We start from the raw sequence: 21798 nt of genomic DNA on the forward strand, positions 1-21798 counted from the left end.
GCTCCCCCGGTACAACCCCGTGTCACCCGTGCACGAACCCTCGCACGAAGCACCGCACGAACCCCCGAACCATCCCCGTACGTACACCCCGTGTCACCCCGTACAAACCCCCGTACGTACACCCCGTAGACCCGCCATCCGAGTGAACGCGGACAGGAGCGGCCATGCCCGCAACCCGCCAGCCGTCGACGGAGCTACAAAGAGCGCACCACCACCCGCACCCCCGTACCCCCTCAGGTGATGCTGTGAATCCGCTCATGGGACGCATTCCCGTTCTCGACGTCCGCCCCCTGGTCGACTGCGGCCGACGGCCCGCGAAGGCGGTGGCCGGGGAGACCTTCGAGGTCACCGCCACCGTCTTCCGCGAGGGCCACGACGCCGTCGCCGCCAATGTCGTACTACGCGGCCCCTCCGGCCGTCCCGGCCCCTGGATCCCGATGCGTGAACTGGCCCCCGGCACCGACCGGTGGGGCGCCGAGGTCACCCCGGACACCGAGGGCCTGTGGACGTACACGGTCGAGGCGTGGAGCGATCCGCTGGCGACCTGGCGACACACGGCGAAGATCAAGATCCCGGCCGGGATCGACTCCGAGCTGGTCCTCGCCGAGGGCGCGGAGCTGCACGAGCGGGCCGCGAAGGGCGTCCCGAAGAAGGGCGGCGGCCGGGAGGCCGTCCTCGCGGCCGCCGACGCGCTGCGCGACGGGACCCGGACCGCCGCCGCCCGGCTCGCCGCCGCGCTCGCCCCGCAGGTCACCGAGGCGCTGACGCGGCACCCGCTGCGCGAACTGGTCAGCACCTCGCCCGCGTTGCCGCTCCGCGTCGAGCGCGAGCGGGCGCTGTACGGCTCCTGGTACGAGTTCTTCCCGCGCTCGGAGGGCGTGAAGAAGGTGCGGGGCAGGACGGTCGCCGGGACGTTCCGTACCGCCGCCGAGCGGCTGCCGGCGATCGCCGCGATGGGCTTCGACGTCGTCTACCTCCCGCCGATCCACCCCATCGGCACCACGCACCGCAAGGGCCCCAACAACGCGCTCGCGGCGAGCCCGAGCGACGTCGGCGTGCCGTGGGCGATCGGCTCCCCGGAGGGCGGGCACGACGCCGTACACCCCGATCTGGGCACGATCGAGGATTTCGACGCCTTCGTGGCGCGCGCCCGCGAACTGCGCCTGGAGATCGCGCTCGACTTCGCGCTCCAGTGCTCGCCCGACCACCCGTGGGTGGAGAAGCACCCGGAGTGGTTCCACCACCGCGCGGACGGCTCGATCGCGTACGCGGAGAACCCGCCGAAGAAGTACCAGGACATCTATCCCGTCGCGTTCGACCAGGACATGGACGGGATCGTCGCCGAGACCGTGCGGGTGCTGCGGCACTGGATGGACCACGGCGTACGGATCTTCCGCGTCGACAACCCGCACACCAAGCCGGTGGTGTTCTGGGAGCGGGTGATCGGCGAGATCAACGGCGCCGACCCGGACGTGATCTTCCTGGCGGAGGCGTTCACCCGGCCCGCGATGATGCGCACGCTCGGCGTGGTCGGCTTCCAGCAGTCGTACACGTACTTCACCTGGCGCAACACCAAGGCCGAGCTGACGGAGTACGCGACCGAGCTGTCCGGAGACGCGGCGGCCTACATGCGGCCGAACTTCTTCGTGAACACCCCGGACATCCTGCACGCCTACCTCCAGGAGGGCGGCCGGCCGGCCTTCGAGGTGCGGGCGGTGCTCGCCGCGACCCTCTCGCCGACCTGGGGCATGTACGCCGGCTTCGAGCTGTGCGAGGGCACCGCGCTGCGCACCGGCAGCGAGGAGTACCTGGACTCGGAGAAGTACCAACTCCGGCCCCGCGACTGGGAGTCGGCGGAGCGCGCGGGCGCCTCGATCGCGCCCCTGATCACCACGCTCAACCGGGTCAGGCGTCGCCACCCGGCCCTGCGCCGGCTGCGGAACGTGCACTTCCACACGACCGACAACGACGCGGTGATCGCGTACAGCAAGCGCTCGGGGTCGAACACCGTTCTGGTGGTCGCCAACCTCGATCCGCACCACACCCAGGAGGCCACGGTCTCGTTGGACATGCCGGAACTCGGCCTCGAATGGCACGAGACCGTACCGGTGCGCGACGAGCTCACCGGAGAGACCTATCACTGGGGCAGGGCCAACTATGTGCGCCTCGAGCCGGGCGTCACGCCCGCGCACGTCTTCGCTCTGCGACCGTCCCCGTCGACCGGAGGGTCACCCACACCATGACAGTCAACGAGCCCGTCCCTGACACCTTCGAGGACACGCCCGCCAAGGACCGTGACCCGGACTGGTTCAAGAGGGCCGTCTTCTACGAAGTGCTCGTGCGCTCCTTCCAGGACAGCAACGGGGACGGCGTAGGCGACCTCAAGGGCATCACCTCCCGCCTGGACTACCTGCAGTGGCTGGGCGTCGACTGCCTCTGGCTGCCGCCGTTCTTCAAGTCCCCGCTGCGGGACGGCGGCTACGACGTCGCCGACTACACGTCCGTGCTCCCGGAGTTCGGCGATCTCGCCGACTTCGTGGAGTTCGTCGACGCGGCGCACCAGCGCGGCATGCGCGTGATCATCGACTTCGTCATGAACCACACGAGCGACGCGCATCCGTGGTTCCAGGAGTCCCGCGCCCATCCCGACGGGCCGTACGGCGACTACTACGTCTGGGCCGACGACGACAAGCAGTTCCAGGACGCCCGGATCATCTTCGTCGACACGGAGACCTCGAACTGGACCTTCGACCCGGTGCGCAAGCAGTACTACTGGCACCGGTTCTTCTCGCACCAGCCGGACCTCAACTACGAGAACCCGGCGGTGCAGGAGGAGATCCTCTCGTCCCTGAAGTTCTGGCTGGACCTCGGGATCGACGGCTTCCGGCTCGACGCGGTGCCGTACCTGTACCAGGAGGAGGGCACCAACTGCGAGAACCTCCCGGCCACGCACCACTTCCTGAAGCGGGTCCGCAAGGAGATCGACGACCACTACCCGGACACGGTGCTGCTCGCCGAGGCGAACCAGTGGCCGGAGGACGTGGTCGACTACTTCGGCGACTTCGCCTCGGGCGGCGACGAGTGCCACATGGCGTTCCACTTCCCGGTGATGCCGCGCATCTTCATGGCGGTACGGCGGGAGTCGCGCACCCCGGTCTCGGAGATCCTGGCGAAGACCCCGGCGATCCCGGACGGCTGCCAGTGGGGCATCTTCCTGCGCAACCACGACGAGCTGACGCTCGAGATGGTCACGGACGAAGAGCGCGACTACATGTACGCGGAGTACGCCAAGGATCCCCGGATGCGCGCGAACATCGGCATCCGGCGGCGCCTCGCCCCGCTCCTGGACAACGACCGCAAGCAGATGGAGCTGTTCACCGCGCTGCTCTTCTCGCTGCCGGGTTCGCCGGTGCTGTACTACGGCGACGAGATCGGGATGGGCGACAACATCTGGCTCGGCGACCGGGACGGGGTGCGGACCCCGATGCAGTGGACACCGGACCGGAACGCGGGCTTCTCGTCCTGCGATCCGGGCCGGCTGACGCTGCCGGCCATCATGGACCCGGTCCACGGCTTCCAGGTGACCAACGTGGAGTCGGGGATGGCCTCGCCGTCCTCGCTGCTGCACTGGACGAAGCGGATGATCGAGATCCGTAAGCAGAACGTGGCCTTCGGGCTCGGCTCGTACACGGAACTGCCGTCCTCCAACCCGGCGGTGCTCGCCTTCCTCCGGGAGTCCGGCGACGACCTGGTGCTCTGCGTGAACAACTTCTCGCGGTTCGCGCAGCCGACGGAGCTGGACCTGCGGCAGTTCGACGGGATGAGTCCGGTGGAGCTGATCGGCCAGGTGCGGTTCCCGGCGATCGGGCAGTGGCCGTACCTGCTGACCCTGGCCGGTCACGGCTTCTACTGGTTCCGCCTGAAGAAGAGCCGGTTGGCGACTTCCTGACGCCTCGTCAGCCAACTGCCCGGGGTGGAGCGGGTTTCCCCCGCGCCACCCTGGGCACTGTGTCCCACACACAGTCGATTCAGGTCCATACGGGCCTTCTTGTCGGGCCCATACGGATCTTCCCCATCCGACACGTCCCGCACATCCGGACAGCCGATGCCGCCATCCGGGACACTCTGCGCATTTGAACTCGATTCACGTGAACTCGAATCTGCGCCCCCCGGGGAAAGGACGCGATGCCATGCCGGAGACCGCATCCACCACCCGGGCCCCGGCCGCCCTCCTTCCGTCACTCGCTCCCCTGCTCCATGAATGGCTGCCCCGGCAGCGCTGGTTCGCGGGCAAGGGCCGCCGGGTCACCGGATTCACCCTGGAGGCGGCCACGGAGCTGCTGCCGCTGGACGGCACGGGACCCGGGCTGCTGCACCTGCTTGTCCGGGTGGAACAACCAGGCCGCCCGACGGGCACACCGGCGGACTGCTACCAGATCCTCCTGGGCGTCCGCACCCAACTGCCACCGCGCCTCGCCCCCGCCCTGATCGGGCGGATCCGGCAAGGCCCGCTGGCCGGCCGGGCGGTCTACGAAGGGCTGCGGGACCCGCGGCTCGCCGGACTGCTCTACGAACGGCTGCGCACCCCGGGCCGGATCGGCCCGCTGACGTTCCAGGGCACGACCGAACTGCCCGCGTCCCTGGCGCCGAGGGTCCTGGACACCGAGCAGTCCAACTCCTCGCTCGTGTACGGAGATACGTACATCCTGAAGATCTTCCGCCGGGTCAGCCCCGGGGTGAACCCGGACCTGGAGCTGCCGCTCGCGCTCGCCCGCGCGGGGTGCGCGCGGGTACCTGCGCCGGTGGCCTGGTTCGAGTCGGGCGCGAGCACGCTCGGCGTCCTCCAGCCGTACCTCCGGGACTCGCGCGACGGCTGGCGCCTCGCCCTCGACGCCCTGGCGGACGGCCGCGAGTTCACCACCGAGGCGCACGCGCTGGGGAGGGCGACGGCGGAGGTGCACCTGTCGCTGGCGACGGCCCTTCCCACGGAGGCGCTGCTCCGCACCCAGACGGAACACCTGGCCGCCGAGATGGACCAGCGTCTGCACGCGGCCGCGCAGGCGGTGCCGGCGCTGCTGCCGTACGTACCGGGGCTCCGGTCGGTCTTCGCGGCGGCGGGCGAGGGCTCCGGGCACCTCCAGCGGATCCACGGAGACCTCCACCTGGGCCAGACGCTCCGGGCGGCGGACGGCGGCTGGTCGGTGATCGACTTCGAGGGCGAGCCGGCGAAGCCGCTCGCCGAGCGCTGCCGCCCGCAGCCAGCGGTCCGTGACGTGGCGGGGATGCTCCGCTCCTTCGACTACGCGGCGCGCACGCACCGCCCCTGGTCGCCCGAGTGGGCGGCCCGCTGCCGGGCGGCGTACTGCACGGGCTACGCCGAGACCTCGGGTACGGACCCCCGCGAGGACCCGGCACTGCTGCGCGCCTACGAGACGGACAAGGCGGTCTACGAGGTCCTCTACGAAGCCCGCAACCGCCCGGACTGGCTCCCGGTCCCGATGGCAGCGATCGAACGCTTGGCGGGCGGGGAGTGAACGGCGTACCCCCTCGCCACGCCGTTGTGGGCAGTCGTTCCGCAGGGCGGTGGGGGTCCCCCCAGGGCGAAGCCCGAGGGGGAGGGTGGGCACAACGGAACGGCGCCCTTGCGGGCGCCTCCGCCCCGTGCACCCGCCCACCCCGAGTGCCGGCACCGCGCAAGGGCCCCGCAGCACAGGGGCCCATGAGCGGAACGCACCCGCAGGGCCGCGCAGAGCCCGTTCGGCGGAGTGTCCTGTGCGGGATCCGCGCCGTTGCGGTTGCGTGGGAACCGGCGCGAATTTGCTCAGCCCCACACCTACCGACCCCCTTGCAGGAGGCATCCCCGTGACCGCCCGATCCGCTCGCAAGACGGCAGCGCCCCAGGCCAAGACGCCCGCCCCCCGGGCCGCCCAGGAGGCGGTACGGAAGGCGCCGCCGCTCGACCCCGGGGACCGGGCGAGGCTGCTCGCCGGAGAGCACCACGATCCACACGCCCACCTCGGCGCGCACGCCGTCCGCGGCGGCGTCGCGATCCGGGTCCTGCGCCCGTACGCCCGTGAGGTCGCCGTCCTCGCCAAGGGCAAGCGCCTCCCCCTGCACGACGACGGCGACGGCTTCTTCTCCGGGCTGCTGCCCCTGCTGCGCAAGATCCCGCCGTACGAGCTCCGGGTCCGCTACGACGGCGACGAGCAGCCCGTGGACGACCCGTACCGCTTCCTGCCCGCCCTCGGCGAGCTCGACCTCCACCTCATCGGCGAGGGCCGGCACGAGGAGCTGTGGAAGGCGCTCGGCGCCCGCCCGATGGTCCACCAGGGCGTCACCGGCACCCGGTTCACGGTCTGGGCCCCCAACGCCCGGGGCGTCCGCGTCACCGGCGACTTCACGCACTGGGACGGCACGGCGCTGCCGATGCGCTCCCTCGGCGCCACCGGCGTCTGGGAGCTGTTCGTGCCCGGCATCGGCGAGGGCGCCACGTACAAGTTCGACATCACCCGGCCCGACGGCTCCCACACGCTGCGCGCCGACCCGATGGCCCGCCGCGCCGAGTGCCCGCCGAACACCGCGTCCGTCGTCACGGACTCGTACCACGAGTGGGACGACGCGCACTGGATGGCGAGCCGCGGCGCCCGCCCGCACCACGAGGCCCCGCTCTCCGTCTACGAGCTGCATCTCCCGTCCTGGCGCCCGGGCCTGACGTACCGCCAGCTCGCCGAACAGCTCCCCGCCTACGTGCGCGATCTCGGCTTCACGCACGTGGAGTTCATGGCCGTCGCCGAGCACCCCTTCAGCGGCTCCTGGGGCTACCAGGTCACCGGCTACTTCGCGCCGACCTCCCGCCTCGGCACCCCCGACGACTTCAAGTACCTCGTCGACGCCCTGCACCGGGCCGGGATCGGGGTCCTGATGGACTGGGTGCCCGCGCACTTCCCGCGCGACGACTGGGCGCTCGCGGAGTTCGACGGCCGGCCGCTGTACGAGCACGAGGACCCGCGCCGCTCGGCCCACCCCGACTGGGGCACGCTGGAGTTCGACTACGGCCGCAAGGAGGTGCGGAACTTCCTCGTCGCCAACGCGGTGTACTGGTGCGAGGAGTTCCACATCGACGGCCTGCGCGTGGACGCCGTCGCCTCGATGCTCTACCTCGACTACTCGCGCGAGCACGGCGAGTGGCTGCCGAACGAGTTCGGCGGCCGGGAGAACCTGGACGCGGTCGCCTTCCTCCAGGAGATGAACGCGACGGTCTACCGCCGCTGCCCCGGCGTCGTCACCTTCGCCGAGGAGTCGACGGCATGGGACGGCGTGACACGGGCGACCGACCAGGTCGGCCCCGGCGGCTTCGGCGGGCTCGGCTTCGGCATGAAGTGGAACATGGGCTGGATGCACGACTCCCTCGGCTACGTCTCGAAGGAGCCGGTGCACCGCAAGTACCACCACAACGAGATGACGTTCTCGATGGTGTACGCGTACAGCGAGAACTACATCCTGCCGATCTCGCACGACGAGGTCGTGCACGGCAAGCAGGCGCTGGTCTCGAAGATGCCCGGCGACTGGTGGCAGCAGCGCGCCAACCACCGCGCGTACCTCGGCTTCATGTGGTCCCACCCGGGCAAGCAACTCCTCTTCATGGGGCAGGAGTTCGCCCAGGGGGCGGAGTGGTCCGCCGAGCACGGTCCCGAGTGGTGGCTGATGGACGACACATACCACTCGGCCGGTGACCACCGGGGCGTACGGGACCTGGTCCGCGACCTGAACACGGTGTACGGAGCGACCCCGGCGCTCTGGGAGCGGGACACCGCCCCCGAGGGCTTCCAGTGGGTGGTGGGCGACGCGGCCGAGGACAACGTCTTCGCCTTCCTCCGCTACGACGCCGAGGGCGCGCCGCTGCTCGCGGTCTGCAACTTCTCGCCCGTCGTACGGCACGACTTCCGCCTCGGCGTCCCGGACGCGTTCGCGGCCTGGGCGGAGGTCCTGAACACGGACGACGCGCGGTACGGCGGCGGTGGCGTGGCGAACACCGACCCGGTGAAGACCGAGTCGGTGCCCTCCCACGGCCGTGCGGCGAGCGTACGGATGACCCTGCCGCCGCTGGCGACGCTCTGGCTCAGGCCTGCGTGACGCCTGGTCGGGCCTGGCGCCCGGGCCCGGGTGACGCTCAGGCCTGACGCTCAGGACTGGCTGATGATCCCCAGCCCCTGAGTCGCCCGGGTCAGCGCCACGTACAGGTCGTTGACGCCGTGCGTGGCGCCGGCCCGGATGCCGTCCGGGTCGACGACCAGGACCGTGTCGAACTCCAGGCCCTTGGCCTGCCGCGGGTCGAGGACGACCACCGGCCTGGTCAGGTCCGGGGCCGGCCCGTGGGATGCCTCCGGGAGCGCGGCGGTGAGCGCCGGGTGGAGGTCCGCCGGGGCGATCACGGCGAGGCGGCCCTCGTCGCGCGCCTCGGCGGCGACCGCGTCGGCGGCCTCCTTCACCGGGTCCTCGACGACGCGCCGCCAGGGCTCGACGCCCGTGGAGCGGACCGAGCGGGGCGGCTCGAAGCCCGGGTCGGCCTCGCGCCGGACGTCGGCGGCGACGGCCATGATCTCGGCGGGGGTGCGGTAGTTGACCCCGAGCCGTACGAGTTCCCAGCGGTCCTGCACGTACGGCGCGAGGATCTCCTCCCAGGAGCCGACGCCCGCGGCGTCACCGGTCTGCGCCGGGTCGCCGACGAGGGTCATGGAGCGGGTCGGGCTGCGGCGCATCAGGAGCCGCCAGGTCATCGCGGACAGCTCCTGCGCCTCGTCGACGATGATGTGGCCGAAGGCCCAGGTGCGGTCGGCGGCGGCGCGTTCGGCGGCGCTGCGGTGGTCGGCCTCCTCGTGCCGCTCGGCGAACCGCTCGGCGTCGATGATGTCGTGCGCCGACAGGACCTCGGCGGCGTCCTTGTCCAGCTCCTCCTTGTCCTCGAACTCGTAGGTCCGCGAGGCGTACGAGACGTCGAGGACGCCCTGCGCGTACTGGATCCGCTTGTCCCGCTCGGCCTCCTCGGCGGCGCGGGCGGCGGAGTCGTCCACGCCGAGGAGCTCGGCGGCCTCGTCGAGGAGCGGAACGTCGGAGGGTGTCCAGGGGCCTTCCTCCCGACGGATCGCGTCCGCGTCCTCGTCGCTGTCGAGGTGGGTCGGTTCGGCGAGGTAGTCGGCGAGGAAGCCCTCGGGGGTGAGGTCGGGCCAGAGGGTCTCGATGGCGGCGTGGACCTCGGGGTTGGCGGCGATGCCCTTGGCGAGGAGGGCGATGTCGTCGGGGCCGAGGAAGTTGGGGCCGCCGTAGGGGTCGGCGCCGATGCGGTCGGCGAGCTGGGCGGCGAGGGCGTCGAGGATGTTGAAGACGAAGTAGGGCCGGGCGAGGTTGTGCGGGAGGGCGGTCTCGCGGGCCTTGTGGCGGGCCTCCAGGGCCATGTCCCAGTCGATGACGAGGTCGCCGTCGTCGTGCCGGACGATCAGCGGCGCGCCGCGCTCGGGGACCTGCTGCCGGTCCCGTACCGCCGCGGCGAGCACGTCGGCCATCGTGGCGGCGCCCTTGACGGCGGCGGCGCGCGGGGTGTCCGTACCGGTGGCGCGGACGCCGGGGAACAGTTCGGCGGGGGTGGCGAGCAGGACGCCGGTCTCGCCGAGGGAGGGCAGGACGTTGCCGATGTAGCCGAGGAAGGCGGGGTTGGGGCCGACGATGAGGACGGCGCGCTTGGCGAGCTGCTCGCGGTGGGCGTAGAGGAGGTACGCGGCGCGGTGCAGGGCCACGGCGGTCTTGCCGGTGCCGGGGCCGCCCTCGACGACGAGGACGCCGCGGTGCGGGGAGCGGATGATGCGGTCCTGCTCGGCCTGGATGGTCTGCACGATGTCGTGCATGCGCCCGGTGCGGGCGGCGTCGAGCGCGGCGAGGAGGACCTCGTCGGCGTCCCGGTTCTCGTGCCCGGTGCGGGTCGCGTCGCCGAGGTCGAGGACCTCGTCGTGGAGGGCGGTCACCTCGCGGCCGTGGGTGGTGATGTGCCGGCGGCGGCTGAGGCCCATCGGTTCGTACCCGGTGGCGAGGTAGAAGGGCCGCGCGACCTCGGCGCGCCAGTCGACGACGAGGGGCGTGCGGTTCGGGTCGTCCTCGCGGATGCCGATCCGACCGATGTGGTGGTCGCGCCCGTCCCGGAAGACGAGCCGCCCGAAGCAGAGCCCGGTCTCCCCCGCGTCGAGCGCGGCGAGCACCCCGGTCTGCTCGGCCACCAGCACGTCCCGCTCCAGTCGCCCCTGGTTGCCGACCCAGGGCGCCTTGAGCGCGGTGCCGACGGCGGCCTCGGCGCGGTCCCTCAGATCGTCGAGTCGTGCGTAGAGCTGTGCGATGAATTGCTGCTCTTTCCGAAATTCCTCGGTTGACAATTCGACTCCCGGCGCGATACAGTGCTTTTAGTGAACTTCTCCGTGTTTTTGCTGTTCATGAACACGGAACTTCAAAATATACGCGATGCATAACCCCGGCTGTCAATTCTAGTCGGGGTATTTTTGTGCGCCATGGGGAGAGAAGCGCATTCGGGCGGGACGTACATTCCGAAACCCCCGTGCGCCGGCGGACCGGCTCGGCACGACCACCGCAGACTCGGCCGCGAGCTGGAGCCGTTCGGCACGCGTGCGGTCATCTACCGCTTCCGCGCCCACAGCTACCGCGAACTCCCGCTGCGCATGGCCGAGCTCGGCCCCATGTACCGCTCCGAACTCTCCGGCGTCCTGGGCGGATTGACCCGCGTCCGGGCCATCCAGCTCAACGACGCGCACATCTTCTGCACCCTGGACCAGGTCCGGGAGGAGGCCGCCGGCGCGCTGGAGCTGATCCGGAGGGTGTACGAGGCGATGGGCATCGAGCCGGCGCGGTACCGGCTCTCGCTGCCCGGGCCCGGCGGCAAGTACATGGACGCGCCCGAGCTGTGGCGCCGCTCCGTCGCCCTCCTGTCGGAGGTGCTCGACGCCTCCGGGCTGCCGTACGAGTCCGCCGAGGGCGAGGCCGCGTTCCACGGCCCGAAGATCGACGTGCAGGTCGCGGAGGGCGCTGGGCGGGAGTCGACCCTGTCGACCGTACAGATCGACTTCCACCAGCCGGAACGCTTCGACCTGAGCTACATCGGCGCCGACAGCGCCAAGCACCGGCCGGTCCTGGTCCACCGCAGCGTCGTCGGCAGCGACAAGCGGGCCGTCGCCCACCTGCTCGAAGCGCACCGCGGCGCGTTCCCCGGCTGGCTGGCCCCCGTCCAGCTCGTGGCCCTCCCGATCGCGGAGTCCGAACGCCCCGCCGCCGAAGCCCTGGCCGCCCACTGCGTCGAACGCGGCCTCCGCGACGGCCGCCGCCTGGCCCCACTGGCGACCGAGGAGGCGGTGCGCCGGATCGAGGACATCGTGGGGTCGTACGGCACCGCGCTGTGGGACGCCCTCTAGCCGGTCGCCGAACTCCGGGCCGGAGGCAGTACGTCCTCCAGGTCCTTCAGGATGAGGCGCTTCGGGCGGGCGCCGACCATTGACTTCACCGGTTCGCCGGCGCGGAAGAGCATCAACGTCGGTGTGGCCATGACGCCGTAGCGGATCGTCGTCTGCGGGTTGTGGTCGACGTTGATCTGGACGATCTTCAGGCGGTCCCGTTCCTCCTCCGCGATCGCTTCGAGCACCGGGGTCAGTTGGCGGCACGGGGGGCACCAGTCGGCCGTGAATTTGACCAGGACCGGCAGGTCGGCGTGCGCGCCTAGGACCTCGGTGTCGAAGTCCGTGTCGCTCACGTCCGTCACGTGTGTCATTGCGTCAGCCTCCGAGTTCGCATGTGGGTTCCGGGCCGCCCGGCAGTTCCGCCTCGGCCCGCAGCAACTGCGTCGCGACCTGCGCGCGTACCGCCTGGAGCTGGTCCACGAGGGCGTCCAGCTCCGCCAGCTTGCGGCGGTAGACGTCGAGCGAGGCGGGACACGCGTCCCCCGCCGGGTGGCCGGCCCGCAGGCACTCCACGAACGGCCTCGTCTCCTCCAGTTCGAACCCGAAGTCCTGCAGGGTCCTGATCTGCCGGAGGAGGCGCAGGTCGTCCTCGTCGTACGTGCGGTAGCCGTTCTCCGTGCGCCGGGCGGCCAGGAGGCCACGGGACTCGTAGTAGCGCAGAGTCCGCGTGGTCGTTCCCGCCCGCTCGGCCAGCTCGCCGATTCGCATGGGCTCGAACGTACGCCTTGACGTCGGCGTCAAGGCAAGGGCGACGGCTCCGAAGGGACCGTCAGGCTCGGCCGGTCTTTCGCCAGTCGCTCGCCAGGACCGCCCAGCCCTGCGTGTCGTAGCGGACGCCTTCGTACGGCCACGACTCGCGCTCCACGCCCTCCAGGACCATGGACAGCCGCTCGGCCACCGCCGCGCTGCGCGCGTTGTCGGCCCGGCAGTGCCAGGCGGCGCGGTGCAGGCCCCGGGTGAGGAAGGCCCAGTCGAGCAGGGCGGCGCACGCGGGCGTGACGAGGCCGTGGCCCTCGGCCGCCGGCTCCAGCCAGCAGCCGACCTCGCACGCGCCCGATGCCGCGTCGAAGGACGTGAACATCACGCCGCCGACGAGCGTGCCGTCGAGCCAGATGCCGTAGAGGCGGGCGCCGTCCGCGGCCTGCCGCTCGGCGTAGCGGAGCAGGGTCGCCCGGGCCCCGTCGAGGCTGTCGGTGACGAAGGACTGCCCGACCCACGGCCGGATGTGCTCGCGCGCCCGGTCCATGTGGGCGGCGAACTCCTCGGCGTGCCATGTCTCCAGTGGGCACAGGAGGGCGTTGTCCCGGAGGGAGAGGGAGAACATGGCGGCGACCCCATTCACATAACAAGCGTTACGACTATGTACAGTAGCAGCATGCCACGCGCCAAGGGGGACCACGAGGCCCGCCGACTCGAAGTCTCGGAGGCGGTTTGGCGCGTGCTCGCCACCCGTGGGTTCGGCGGGCTGACCCTGCGGGCCGTCGCCACCGAGCTCGGCGCGACGACCGGCCTGCTCACCCACTACTTCCCCACCAAGAACGACCTGCTTGAGCACGCCCTCGACCTGCTCGAACAGCGCACCGACAGCCGCGCCCGGCGCACCTCGGGGACGGGCCTCGCGGCGGTACGGAACGCCCTGCTCGACATCCTGCCGCTGACCCCCGAGGCCACCGACTCCAACCGGATCTGGGTCTCCTCCTGGGACACCGCCCTCGCCGACCCGGCCCTGCGCGCCGACTACGCCGGGAAGTACGCCCGCAGCCGCGACCGGCTCCGGGACGCCGTCGCCACGGCACAGGAGCTCGGCGAGCTGCCGCCCGGCGACCCGGCCCGCGTCGCCGCCGGCGCCCTGTCCTTCGCCCTCGGCCTGGTCGTCCAGGCTCTGCTCGACCCGCCGGCCTTCCCGCCCGACCGCCAGGTCGAGCTGCTCGACGACTACGTGGCCGCGCTCGCTCCCTGACCGGCCGGTGGCAGCAGGGGTTTCCGCTCGACCGGCGACGACAGGACGATCGAGGTCGTCGTGCGACCCAGGGCTGAGGTCTGTTCCAGGATCTCTTCGAGGTGGATGGTGTCGGTGACGGCGACCTTGAGGATCCAGCAGTCCTCGCCGACCACGTGGTGGACCTCGACGATCTCCGGACGGGCGGTCAGCTCCAGCGTCCTGGGGTGTTTGAGGGTGTAGCCGCCGTGCGGGTTCACCCGGATGAAGGCCTGGATGCCGTAGCCGAGCCGGGCCGGGGAGACATGGGCGCCGTAGCCGGTGATCGCCCCGCACGCCTCCAGCCTCCGCACCCGTTCGGTGACGGCCGCCGGGCTCAGCCGGACGCGGCGGCCCAGCTCGCTGAGCTTGATCCGGCCGTCCTCCTGGACGAGCTCCAGGATCTGCCGGTCGATGGGGTCGAAGGCCCCTACCGAGGTTTCGTTGGCGGCGGGACGCAGATGCCGTGGTTCCTTCGGCGCGGCGGCCGGGACTCCCATGTTTCCCCCTTCAGCAGACGAGCGCCCAACGTAACACTTGTCCTATGAACATTCTGATCATCGGTGGGAACCGCTATTTCGGAAAGCGGCTGACGACCCGTCTGCTGGATTCCGGGCATTCCGTCAGCATTCTCAATCGGGGGTCTTCCGGCGCCGTGGAGGGGGTCGTTCATATCGTCGCCGACCGGAATGACGAAGACGCTCTGGAAAGCGCGCTCGGCGAGCGGACCTTCGATGTCGTCGTCGACCAGGTCTGCTACACCCCGCGCCAGGCCGCCATCGCCCGGCGGGTTTTCGGGCCGCGCACACGGCGCTATGTGATGACGTCGACGGTCGAGGTGTACGAGTACGAGGACTCCACCGCGCCCGTACGGGAGGAGGCCGTCGACCCGCGTACCGTCACCGTCGATCCCGGCCTCCCCTGGGAGGACCCGGAGTTCCTCGACGCGCACTACGGAGAGGGGAAGCGGCAGGCGGAGGCGGTCTTCGCGGCCGAGCCCCCGTTCCCGTACACGGCGGTCCGGGTCGCCCATGTGCTCGGCGGCGCGGACGACTTCACGGGGCGGGTCGGCCACTACGCGGACCGGATCCGGGCGGGCGAGCCGATCGCCGTACCGGCGGTGAACCACCCGGCCACCTATGTGTATGTCGAGGAGATCGCCGAATTTCTGGCGTGGGTCGCAGAAGCCGAATTCACCGGGGTCGTCAACGCTCATTCCCACGGTGCGCTCACCACCGCCGAGATCTGTGCGGAGATCGAGCGGCAGGTGGGCGGGCGTACCGTTTTCCGGGAGGTCGAGGTCGGCGAGGTGTCGCCGTTCTCCTTCGCCCGCTCGTACGCCATGGACAACTCCCGCGCGGCCGCTCTCGGATTCTCCTTCCGGAATTCCTCGGAGTGGCTCGGCCGGGCGCTCTCCGAGACGCTGGGGGCGCGCTGATGCGGTACCGCATGCTCGGAGACGTACGGGTCGGGGCGATCGGACTCGGCGCCATGCCGCTCTCCATCGAGGGGCGCCCGGACGAGGCCCGCGCCCTGGCCACCGTCCACGCGGCGCTCGACGCGGGTGTGACGCTGCTCGACACGGCGGACTCCTACCACCCGCCCGGGGGCGAGCCGGGCGCCGGCGAGCTGCTGGTGGCGCGGGCGCTGGCCACGTACGGGGGTCGTGGCCGGACCGAGGGCGTCCTGGTGGCGACGAAGGGCGGGCGGGGGCGGACCGCCGACGGCGGCTGGACCGTGGACGGGCGGCCGGAGCACCTGCGGCGGGCGGCCGAGGCGTCGGCGCGGCGGCTCGGCGTCGAGGCGATCGGGCTCTACCAGCTCCACAAGCCGGATCCGGCCGTGCCGTACGCGGAATCGCTGGGCGCGATACGGGAGTTGCTGGACGCGGGCACCATCTGGCTGGCCGGGATCTCGAACGTGGACGTGGAACAGATCCGGCTCGCGCGGGAGATGCTCGGCGAGCGGCTCGTCTCCGTGCAGAACCGGTACTCCCCCGCCGTGCGGACCTCCGAGGCCGAGCTGCGGCTCTGCGCGGAGCTGGGGCTCGCGTTCCTGCCGTGGAGCCCGCTGGGCGGGATCTCGCGGAGTTCGCTCGACGGGGCGTCGGATCTGGCGGAGGACCCGGAGTTCGGGGGGTTCCACCGGGTGGCGCGGGCGCGCGGGGTGAGCCCGCAGCGGGTGGCGCTCGCGTGGCTGCTCGCGCGGTCGGAGACGGTCCTGCCGATCCCGGGGGCGAGCAGGCCGGAGACCGTACGGGATTCGGCTGCGGCGGGCGAACTGGTGCTGGATGCACGGGAGTTGGCGGAGCTGGACGTCCAGTAGACGTTCGGTGGGCGTTCGGCGGGGCTTCAGCGGTTGGAGACACCGCACCCATTGACGGGTGCGGTGTCTCCAACTACAAAAGCTTGCTGAGAGCGCTCTCAGGCGCTCGTCCCCCCAGCGGAGGTGTTCTCCCTTGAGCTCCCTGAGCCGCGTCAGACGCACCCCACTCCTCGCCTCGCTCCTCGCCGCCGCCCTCGCCGCGGGCGCCCTCATCGGCCTCGGCGGCGCCGGTACCGCCAGCGGCGCCGTCCCCCCGGCGCCCGGCTGGTCGCTCCAGTGGAGCGACGACTTCAACGGCCCCGACCGCGCCCTCCCGAACGGCGCCGAGTGGCAGATAGACACCGGTCACGGCTATCCGGGCGGCCCCGGCAACTGGGGCACCGGAGAGATCCAGAACTACACGTCGAGCCCCGACAACGTGCGCCTCGACGGCACCGGGAACCTCCGCATCACTCCGCTCAAGGACGGCGCGGGCAACTGGACCTCGGCCCGCGTCGAGACGAAGCGCGCCGACTTCAAGGCCCCCGCGGGCGGCACCCTGCGCATCGAGGGCCGGATTCAGATGCCGAACGTGACCGGCGCCGAGGCCGCCGGCTACTGGCCCGCCTTCTGGGCGCTCGGCGCGCCCTACCGGGGCAACTACTGGAACTGGCCCGCCATCGGCGAGTTCGACATCATGGAGAACGTCAACGGCATCAACTCCGTCTGGGGCGTGCTGCACTGCGGCGTGAACCCGGGCGGCCCGTGCGGCGAGACCACCGGCATCGGCGCGAGCCGCGTCTGCCCGGGCGCGAGCTGCCAGTCGGCCTTCCACACGTACCGCTTCGAGTGGGACCGCTCGACCTCCCCCAACGAGCTGCGCTGGTACGTGGACGACCAGCTCTTCCACAGCGTCAACGAGACCCGCGTCGGCGCACAGGCCTGGGCCGACATGACCAGCCACGCGGGCTACTTCCTGCTGCTCAACGTGGCGATGGGCGGCGCCTTCCCGGACGCCCTGGGCGGCCCGACCCCGACCGCCGCGACGGTCTCGGGACGGCCGATGCTCGTCGACTACGTGGCCGTGTGGACGAAGGGCGGCGGTACGACTCCGCCGACCACCCCGCCGACCACCCCGCCGCCCTCGGGCTCCTCGCAGCTGTACCTGCGGACCGGCGCGGGCGCGGGTGACGCCCAGGCGTCCGCCTCGACGGTGACCCTCGCCTCGGCGGGCGGCGCCAACCACGACGGCACCCCGGCCAACCCGCAGGTCTTCACCTCGGGCCCGATCACGCGGACGTACAACGGCGGCGCGACACAGTTCGACGTCTTCGTCGACGCCGGCTCGGTCGTCGCCAATGGGCAACAGGTGCGGGTGAGTTACGACCGTACGGGCGACGGGAGCTGGGAGCGCGTGGAGACGTACGGGTACTTCGCGACCGATCCGGTACCGGGGTACGAGCACTACACGCAGGCGAGCGGCCTGAAGTCGGCGACCGGCAGCCACGGGAACCTGACGAACGGACGGGTCCGCGTCGAGGTGTGGAACGCGATCGGCAACGGCCCGAGCACCGTCGGCGTGGGCAACCAGTCGGTGGTCCGGATCCCGTTCTCCTGACGGGAGCACGAAGAGGCGCCCCCGGCCGCGTGTGCGGCCGGGGGCGCCCCGTACCCCGATGCCCGGATCCGGCTCAAGGCCCGGGAGCCGGGGCGGTCTTCGGATCCGATGTCTTGGATCCAATATCCATGATCCTGGATCCAATGCGCCGTATCCAAGGCTCTGGATGCGAGATATTGGATCCGGGATCCGGGATTCGGCCCTGCGGGATTGGATCCGAAATATTGGATCCAAGATGTCGGATCCGCGATCATGGATCCATGATATTGGATCCGATATCCGATATCCAATGTCCGATCTTGCTCAGACCGTCGCGCGGGTCTTCTGGTCCGGTACCGGCGTGTCCTCGTCCGGCTCGGACGACGCCGGGCCGTGATCGTCGACCAGGGTCTTCTCGTCGAAGGGAACCCGCCCGGCGAGGACCTCCGTGACCCGCTCCTTGTCGATCTCCTTGGTCCACGTGCCGACGAGGACGGTGGCGACGGCGTTGCCCGCGAAGTTCGTGAGGGCGCGGGCCTCGCTCATGAAGCGGTCGATGCCGACGATCAGGCCGACGCCGTCGACCAGTTCGGGGCGGTGGGACTGGAGGCCGCCCGCGAGGGTCGCCAGGCCGGCGCCGGTGACACCGGCCGCGCCCTTCGACGCGATGATCATGAAGACGAGGAGCGAGATCTGCTCGGCGACCGAGAGCGGGTTGCCCATGGCCTCGGCGACGAAGAGGGAGGCCATCGTCAGGTAGATCGCGGTGCCGTCGAGGTTGAAGGAGTAGCCGGTGGGGACGGTGATGCCGACGACGGGCTTGCTGACGCCCAGGTGCTCCATCTTCGCGATGAGCCGGGGCAGCGCGGACTCGGAGGACGAGGTGGAGAGGATCAGCAGGAACTCGCGGCCCAGGTACTTCAGGAGCGTGAGGATGTTGACGCCGGCGACGATCCGCAGCAGCGCGCCCAGGACCACGAAGACGAACAGGGCGCAGGTCACGTAGAAGCCGATCATGATGACCGCGAGCGACTTCAGCGCGTCGATGCCGGTCGCGCCGACGACCGCCGCCATGGCGCCGAACGCGCCGATCGGGGCGACCCACATGATCATGGCGAGGATCCGGAAGACGAGCCGCTGGATGTGCCCGATCCCGCGCAGCACGGGCTCCCCTGCCCGCCCCATGGCCTGCAGCGCGAAGCCCGCGAGGAGGGCGACGAGCAGGGTCTGCAGCACCTCGCCCTCGGTGAAGGCGGAGACCAGCGTGTGCGGGATGATCCCGAGCAGGAAGTCCGCCGTGGACTCGCTCGTCCCGTCGGCCTGCTTGGCGCCCGCCTCGGCCAGCTCCTTGGTGAGGTGGAGGCTGGAGCCGGGCTCCAGGATGTTGCCGACGAGCAGACCGATCGCGAGGGCGACGGTCGACATGACGAGGAAGTACCCGAGCGCGAGCCCGCCGACGGCACCGACCTTCGCGGCCTTGCGGACCGAGCCGACGCCGAGGACGATCGTACAGAAGATGATCGGGGAGATCATCATCTTGATCAGGTTCACGAAGCCGGTGCCGAGGGGCTTGAGTTCGACGGCGAAGTCCGGCGCCACGAAGCCGACCGTGACGCCCAGGAGCACGGCTCCGATGACGGCGATGTACAGATAATGGGTGCGGTCCCGCTGTGCGGCCACGGGGTCCTCCTCGTGCTGATGGGGGTGTCCACGTCCCGGTGGATCCCCGCGACTATCCATCAGCCTGTGACCCGGGTCACGCTTGCGTTCGTTTCGTTCATGGCCGAACTGTCACACTGGCCCGCATGCGCATACCCCTCCCCCGGCCGCGCAGCCTCGCCGGCCAGCTCTTCGCGATGCAGGTCGTGCTGGTGGCGGCGATCGTGGCCGGTTGCGCGGTCTTCGCGTACGTCACCGATCGCGGCCAGGCCGAGGAGACCGCGCGCCGCCAGTCCACCGCGACCGCGACGGCCGTCGCCGCCTCCCCCACCGTGCCGCAGGCGCTGCGCTCCCCGAACCCCACCGCCGTGCTCCAGCCGTACGCCGAGACGGTACGGAAGCGGACCGGCGTCGCCTTCGTGGTGATCATGTCCCCGGACGGCACGCGCTGGTCGCACCCGGAGGCGGGCGAGATCGGGCGCGCGTACCTGGGCCACATCGAGCCGGCGCTCCAGGGGCGGACCTTCTCCGAGACGCACATGGGGGTGCTCGGGCGTTCGGTGCGGACGATCACGCCGGTGTACGAGGACGGCCAGGTCGTCGCCCTCGTCAGTTCGGGCATCACCATCGAGAAGATCAGCGAGCAGGTACGCGAGCAGGTCACGGCCCTGCTGGGGATGGCGGGGGCGGCCCTTGCCATCGGCGGAGCCGGTACGTACGTGATCAACGCGCGGCTGCGACGGCACACGCACGGGATGAACACGACCGAGCTGAGCCGGATGCACGACTACCACGAGGCGGCGCTGCACGCGGTGAGCGAGGGCCTTGTGATGCTGGACGGGCAGCGCCGGATCGCGCTCATCAACGACGGCGCGCGGGAGCTGCTCGGTCTGGACGCGGAGGTCGTGGGCCGGTCGGCGGCCGATCTCGGCCTTCCGGTCTCGCTCACAAGTGCGCTGCTCGCCTCGGAGCCGCGGGTGGACGAACTCCACCTGACGGCGGAGCGGGTGCTCGTGGTCAACACCCGGCCGGTGGTCGGCGGGGAGCGCCGGGGTACGGTCGCGACGCTCCGGGACCGTACCGAACTCCAGGCGCTGTCCGGCGAGTTGACCTCGGAGCGGGGGTTCACCCAGGCGCTCCGCTCACAGGCACACGAGGCCGCGAACCGGCTGCACACGGTCGTCTCGCTGATCGAGCTCGGCCGGGTGGAGGAGGCGGTCGGCTTCGCGACGGCGGAACTGCAGCTGGCCCAGGCGCTCACCGACCGGGTCGTGGACGCGGTCGGCGAACCGGTGCTCGCGGCGCTGCTCCTCGGCAAGGCGGCGCAGGCCAACGAGCGGGGCGTGGAGCTGACGCTCACCGAGGACAGCCGCATCGACGACGGCCTCCTGCCGCCGGAGATCCCCCCGCGGGACCTGGTGACGATCCTCGGCAACCTGATCGACAACGCGGTGGAGGCGACGAGCGGCACCCCGCACGCGCGGGTCGCGGTCACCGCCCGGACATGCGACGGCGAGCTCCTCCTGCGGGTCCGCGACAGCGGGCCCGGGATCGAGGAGGGCGACCGGGACGCGGTCTTCGACCGGGGCTGGTCCACCCACGGCCCCGCCCGGGGCCTCGGCCTGGCCCTGGTCCGCCAGGCGGCCACCCGCACCTCGGGCACGGTGACCCTGACGGACACCCCGGAGGGCGGCGCGGAGTTCACCGTACGCCTGCCCCTGACACCGACCACGGACGCCGGTGCCGCCGGTGCCGGTGCCGCCGCCCGGCCGCCGGCACCCCGCACCGAGACCGAGCCGCAGCCCCAGCCCCAGCCCGAACCCGAGCCGCAGTCCAGGGAAACCGACCCGGAGGTGTCCGCGTGAGCACGAGCAGGCAGGACGGCGGCCAGGGCAGCCACGGCATCCGGGTGCTCGTCGTCGAGGACGACCCGGTCGCCGCCGACGCGCACGCGCTGTACGCGGGGCGGGTCGCCGGGTTCACCGTCGTCGGGGTGGCGCACTCCCGGGCCGCCGCCGTGCGGGTCCTCGACCGGACGCCGGTCGACCTCATCCTGCTCGACCTGTACCTTCCCGACGGGCACGGCCTCCAGCTGCTCCGCGCGCTGCGCGCGGGCGGGCACTCGGCCGACGTCATCGCGGTGACCTCGGCCCGGGACCTCGCGATCGTGCGCGAGGGCGTGTCCCTAGGGGTCGTCCAGTACGTGCTGAAGCCGTTCACGTTCGCGACCCTGCGGGACCGGCTCTCCCGGTACGCCGAGTTCCGCGCCGCGGCGGGCGAGGCGTCCGGCCAGGACGACGTGGACCGCGCGCTCGGCGCGCTGCGCGCCCCGCAGCCGGTCTCGCTCCCCAAGGGGCTGAGCGCGCCGACCCTGGAGGCCGTCACCCGTACGCTGCGGGACGCCGCCGACGGTCTGACCGCGGCCGAGGCCGCCGCGGCGGTCGGCATCTCCCGGATCACCGCGCGCCGCTATCTGGAACACCTGGTCACGGACGGGCGGGCGGCGCGGGCGCCGCAGTATGGTCAGATCGGCCGGCCGGAGCTCCAGTACCGCTGGATCTCGACGATCGTCCGCTGACCGGACTCCGCCCACCGCTCACCGAACCGGTGGGTGATCACTACGGATGGTTACCACCGGGTTCCCACGTTTCTACGACATTCGGGCTTGGGCGAACGCACCGTAGCCACTGGTCACGTTACGCACCTAGGTTGACGGCGTGCACCACACCCCTCCCCCTCCTCCCCCTCCGTTC

At 71.4% G+C, this 21798-nt stretch carries 17 protein-coding genes; 11 read left to right on the top strand and 6 right to left on the bottom strand.

Features of this window, described 5'->3' with window-relative positions:
- Positions 1-257 precede the first annotated feature (257 nt).
- The 4 genes from ACFWRO_RS12005 (at position 258) to glgB (ending at position 8133) form a co-directional block, all read left to right on the top strand.
- Positions 258-2243: an alpha-1,4-glucan--maltose-1-phosphate maltosyltransferase gene (locus ACFWRO_RS12005; RefSeq protein ID WP_384508069.1), complete on the top strand. Its 1986-nt coding sequence runs from the start codon at positions 258-260 to the stop codon at positions 2241-2243.
- A complete protein-coding gene (gene treS / locus ACFWRO_RS12010; RefSeq protein ID WP_384508072.1) occupies positions 2240-3949 on the top strand; it encodes a maltose alpha-D-glucosyltransferase in 1710 nt (569 codons plus the stop codon). Before ACFWRO_RS12005 ends, treS begins: the two co-directional genes overlap by 4 nt.
- Positions 3950-4190: 241 nt before the next feature.
- The gene (locus tag ACFWRO_RS12015) at positions 4191-5534 is read left to right on the top strand and encodes a maltokinase (protein ID WP_384508075.1); all 1344 of its coding nucleotides are present in this window, start codon (positions 4191-4193) and stop codon (positions 5532-5534) included.
- 328 nt (positions 5535-5862) lie between these two features.
- Positions 5863-8133 (top strand): 1,4-alpha-glucan branching enzyme, encoded by a 2271-nt coding sequence (gene glgB, locus ACFWRO_RS12020; RefSeq protein ID WP_384508078.1) that lies wholly within the window; start codon positions 5863-5865, stop codon positions 8131-8133.
- A 50-nt stretch (positions 8134-8183) separates the two neighbouring features.
- Here the strand turns inward: glgB and ACFWRO_RS12025 are convergent, their stop codons facing one another.
- Entirely contained in the window at positions 8184-10418 is a 2235-nt protein-coding gene (locus ACFWRO_RS12025) for a HelD family protein (RefSeq protein WP_384508081.1), read from the bottom strand.
- 132 nt (positions 10419-10550) lie between these two features.
- On the opposite strand from ACFWRO_RS12025, the gene ACFWRO_RS12030 reads away from it, so the two are divergent.
- The gene (locus ACFWRO_RS12030) at positions 10551-11465 is read left to right on the top strand and encodes an aminoacyl--tRNA ligase-related protein (RefSeq protein WP_384508084.1); all 915 of its coding nucleotides are present in this window, start codon (positions 10551-10553) and stop codon (positions 11463-11465) included.
- Here ACFWRO_RS12030 and ACFWRO_RS12035 read toward each other — a convergent pair.
- The 3 genes from ACFWRO_RS12035 to ACFWRO_RS12045 form a co-directional block, all read right to left on the bottom strand.
- Positions 11462-11818 carry a thioredoxin family protein gene (locus ACFWRO_RS12035; protein ID WP_384508087.1) on the bottom strand — a complete coding sequence of 119 codons (357 nt, stop codon included), beginning with the start codon at positions 11816-11818 and terminating at the stop codon, positions 11462-11464. The genes ACFWRO_RS12030 and ACFWRO_RS12035 overlap by 4 nt on opposite strands.
- A gap of 4 nt (positions 11819-11822) precedes the next feature.
- Entirely contained in the window at positions 11823-12215 is a 393-nt protein-coding gene (locus tag ACFWRO_RS12040; RefSeq protein ID WP_384508090.1) for a MerR family transcriptional regulator, read from the bottom strand.
- 61 nt (positions 12216-12276) lie between these two features.
- Positions 12277-12831 carry a GNAT family N-acetyltransferase gene (locus ACFWRO_RS12045; protein WP_384508093.1) on the bottom strand — a complete coding sequence of 185 codons (555 nt, stop codon included), beginning with the start codon at positions 12829-12831 and terminating at the stop codon, positions 12277-12279.
- Positions 12832-12882: 51 nt separating this feature from the next.
- Between ACFWRO_RS12045 and ACFWRO_RS12050 the strand changes: the two genes are divergently transcribed.
- Positions 12883-13467 carry a TetR/AcrR family transcriptional regulator gene (locus tag ACFWRO_RS12050; RefSeq protein ID WP_384508096.1) on the top strand — a complete coding sequence of 195 codons (585 nt, stop codon included), beginning with the start codon at positions 12883-12885 and terminating at the stop codon, positions 13465-13467.
- Here the strand turns inward: ACFWRO_RS12050 and ACFWRO_RS12055 are convergent.
- A complete protein-coding gene (locus ACFWRO_RS12055; RefSeq protein WP_384508099.1) occupies positions 13443-13985 on the bottom strand; it encodes an Lrp/AsnC family transcriptional regulator in 543 nt (180 codons plus the stop codon). The two genes, ACFWRO_RS12050 and ACFWRO_RS12055, sit on opposite strands and share 25 nt — an antisense overlap.
- Before the next feature lie 44 nt (positions 13986-14029).
- On the opposite strand from ACFWRO_RS12055, the gene ACFWRO_RS12060 reads away from it, so the two are divergent.
- From ACFWRO_RS12060 to ACFWRO_RS12070, 3 genes are all read left to right on the top strand, one after another.
- On the top strand, positions 14030-14923 hold the full coding sequence (locus tag ACFWRO_RS12060; protein WP_384508102.1) for an NAD-dependent epimerase/dehydratase family protein: 894 nt from the start codon (positions 14030-14032) through the stop codon (positions 14921-14923).
- Entirely contained in the window at positions 14923-15810 is an 888-nt protein-coding gene (locus ACFWRO_RS12065; protein ID WP_384508105.1) for an aldo/keto reductase, read from the top strand. Before ACFWRO_RS12060 ends, ACFWRO_RS12065 begins: the two co-directional genes overlap by 1 nt.
- 133 nt (positions 15811-15943) lie before the next feature.
- The gene (locus ACFWRO_RS12070; protein WP_384508108.1) at positions 15944-17407 is read left to right on the top strand and encodes a glycoside hydrolase family 16 protein; all 1464 of its coding nucleotides are present in this window, start codon (positions 15944-15946) and stop codon (positions 17405-17407) included.
- 303 nt (positions 17408-17710) lie between these two features.
- Here ACFWRO_RS12070 and ACFWRO_RS12075 read toward each other — a convergent pair whose 3' ends face one another.
- Positions 17711-19126, bottom strand: coding sequence for a cation:dicarboxylate symporter family transporter (locus ACFWRO_RS12075; protein WP_384508111.1), 1416 nt, complete (start codon positions 19124-19126; stop codon positions 17711-17713).
- Positions 19127-19191: 65 nt separating this feature from the next.
- Between ACFWRO_RS12075 and ACFWRO_RS12080 the strand changes: the two genes are divergently transcribed.
- Together ACFWRO_RS12080 and ACFWRO_RS12085 are read left to right on the top strand one after the other, a co-directional pair.
- A complete protein-coding gene (locus ACFWRO_RS12080; RefSeq protein WP_384508114.1) occupies positions 19192-20910 on the top strand; it encodes an ATP-binding protein in 1719 nt (572 codons plus the stop codon).
- On the top strand, positions 20907-21623 hold the full coding sequence (locus tag ACFWRO_RS12085; protein ID WP_384508117.1) for a response regulator: 717 nt from the start codon (positions 20907-20909) through the stop codon (positions 21621-21623). Before ACFWRO_RS12080 ends, ACFWRO_RS12085 begins: the two co-directional genes overlap by 4 nt.
- Positions 21624-21798 lie beyond the last annotated feature (175 nt).

Origin of the sequence: Streptomyces sp. NPDC058579 (assembly GCF_042718575.1) — a bacterium.
Classification (GTDB): Bacteria; Actinomycetota; Actinomycetes; order Streptomycetales; family Streptomycetaceae; genus Streptomyces.

Bases quoted from the DNA above. Each gene is read 5' to 3' on its own strand.
- ACFWRO_RS12005 (WP_384508069.1), top strand. From the start codon at position 258: ATGGGACGCATTCCCGTTCTCGACGTCCGCCCCCTGGTCGACTGCGGC.
- treS (WP_384508072.1), top strand. From the start codon at position 2,240: ATGACAGTCAACGAGCCCGTCCCTGACACCTTCGAGGACACGCCCGCC.
- ACFWRO_RS12015 (WP_384508075.1), top strand. From the start codon at position 4,191: ATGCCGGAGACCGCATCCACCACCCGGGCCCCGGCCGCCCTCCTTCCG.
- ACFWRO_RS12030 (WP_384508084.1), top strand. From the start codon at position 10,551: ATGGGGAGAGAAGCGCATTCGGGCGGGACGTACATTCCGAAACCCCCG.
- ACFWRO_RS12035 (WP_384508087.1), bottom strand. From the start codon at position 11,818: ATGACACACGTGACGGACGTGAGCGACACGGACTTCGACACCGAGGTC.
- ACFWRO_RS12040 (WP_384508090.1), bottom strand. From the start codon at position 12,215: ATGCGAATCGGCGAGCTGGCCGAGCGGGCGGGAACGACCACGCGGACT.
- ACFWRO_RS12045 (WP_384508093.1), bottom strand. From the start codon at position 12,831: ATGTTCTCCCTCTCCCTCCGGGACAACGCCCTCCTGTGCCCACTGGAG.
- ACFWRO_RS12050 (WP_384508096.1), top strand. From the start codon at position 12,883: ATGCCACGCGCCAAGGGGGACCACGAGGCCCGCCGACTCGAAGTCTCG.
- ACFWRO_RS12055 (WP_384508099.1), bottom strand. From the start codon at position 13,985: ATGGGAGTCCCGGCCGCCGCGCCGAAGGAACCACGGCATCTGCGTCCC.
- ACFWRO_RS12060 (WP_384508102.1), top strand. From the start codon at position 14,030: ATGAACATTCTGATCATCGGTGGGAACCGCTATTTCGGAAAGCGGCTG.
- ACFWRO_RS12065 (WP_384508105.1), top strand. From the start codon at position 14,923: ATGCGGTACCGCATGCTCGGAGACGTACGGGTCGGGGCGATCGGACTC.
- ACFWRO_RS12075 (WP_384508111.1), bottom strand. From the start codon at position 19,126: ATGGATAGTCGCGGGGATCCACCGGGACGTGGACACCCCCATCAGCAC.
- ACFWRO_RS12080 (WP_384508114.1), top strand. From the start codon at position 19,192: ATGCGCATACCCCTCCCCCGGCCGCGCAGCCTCGCCGGCCAGCTCTTC.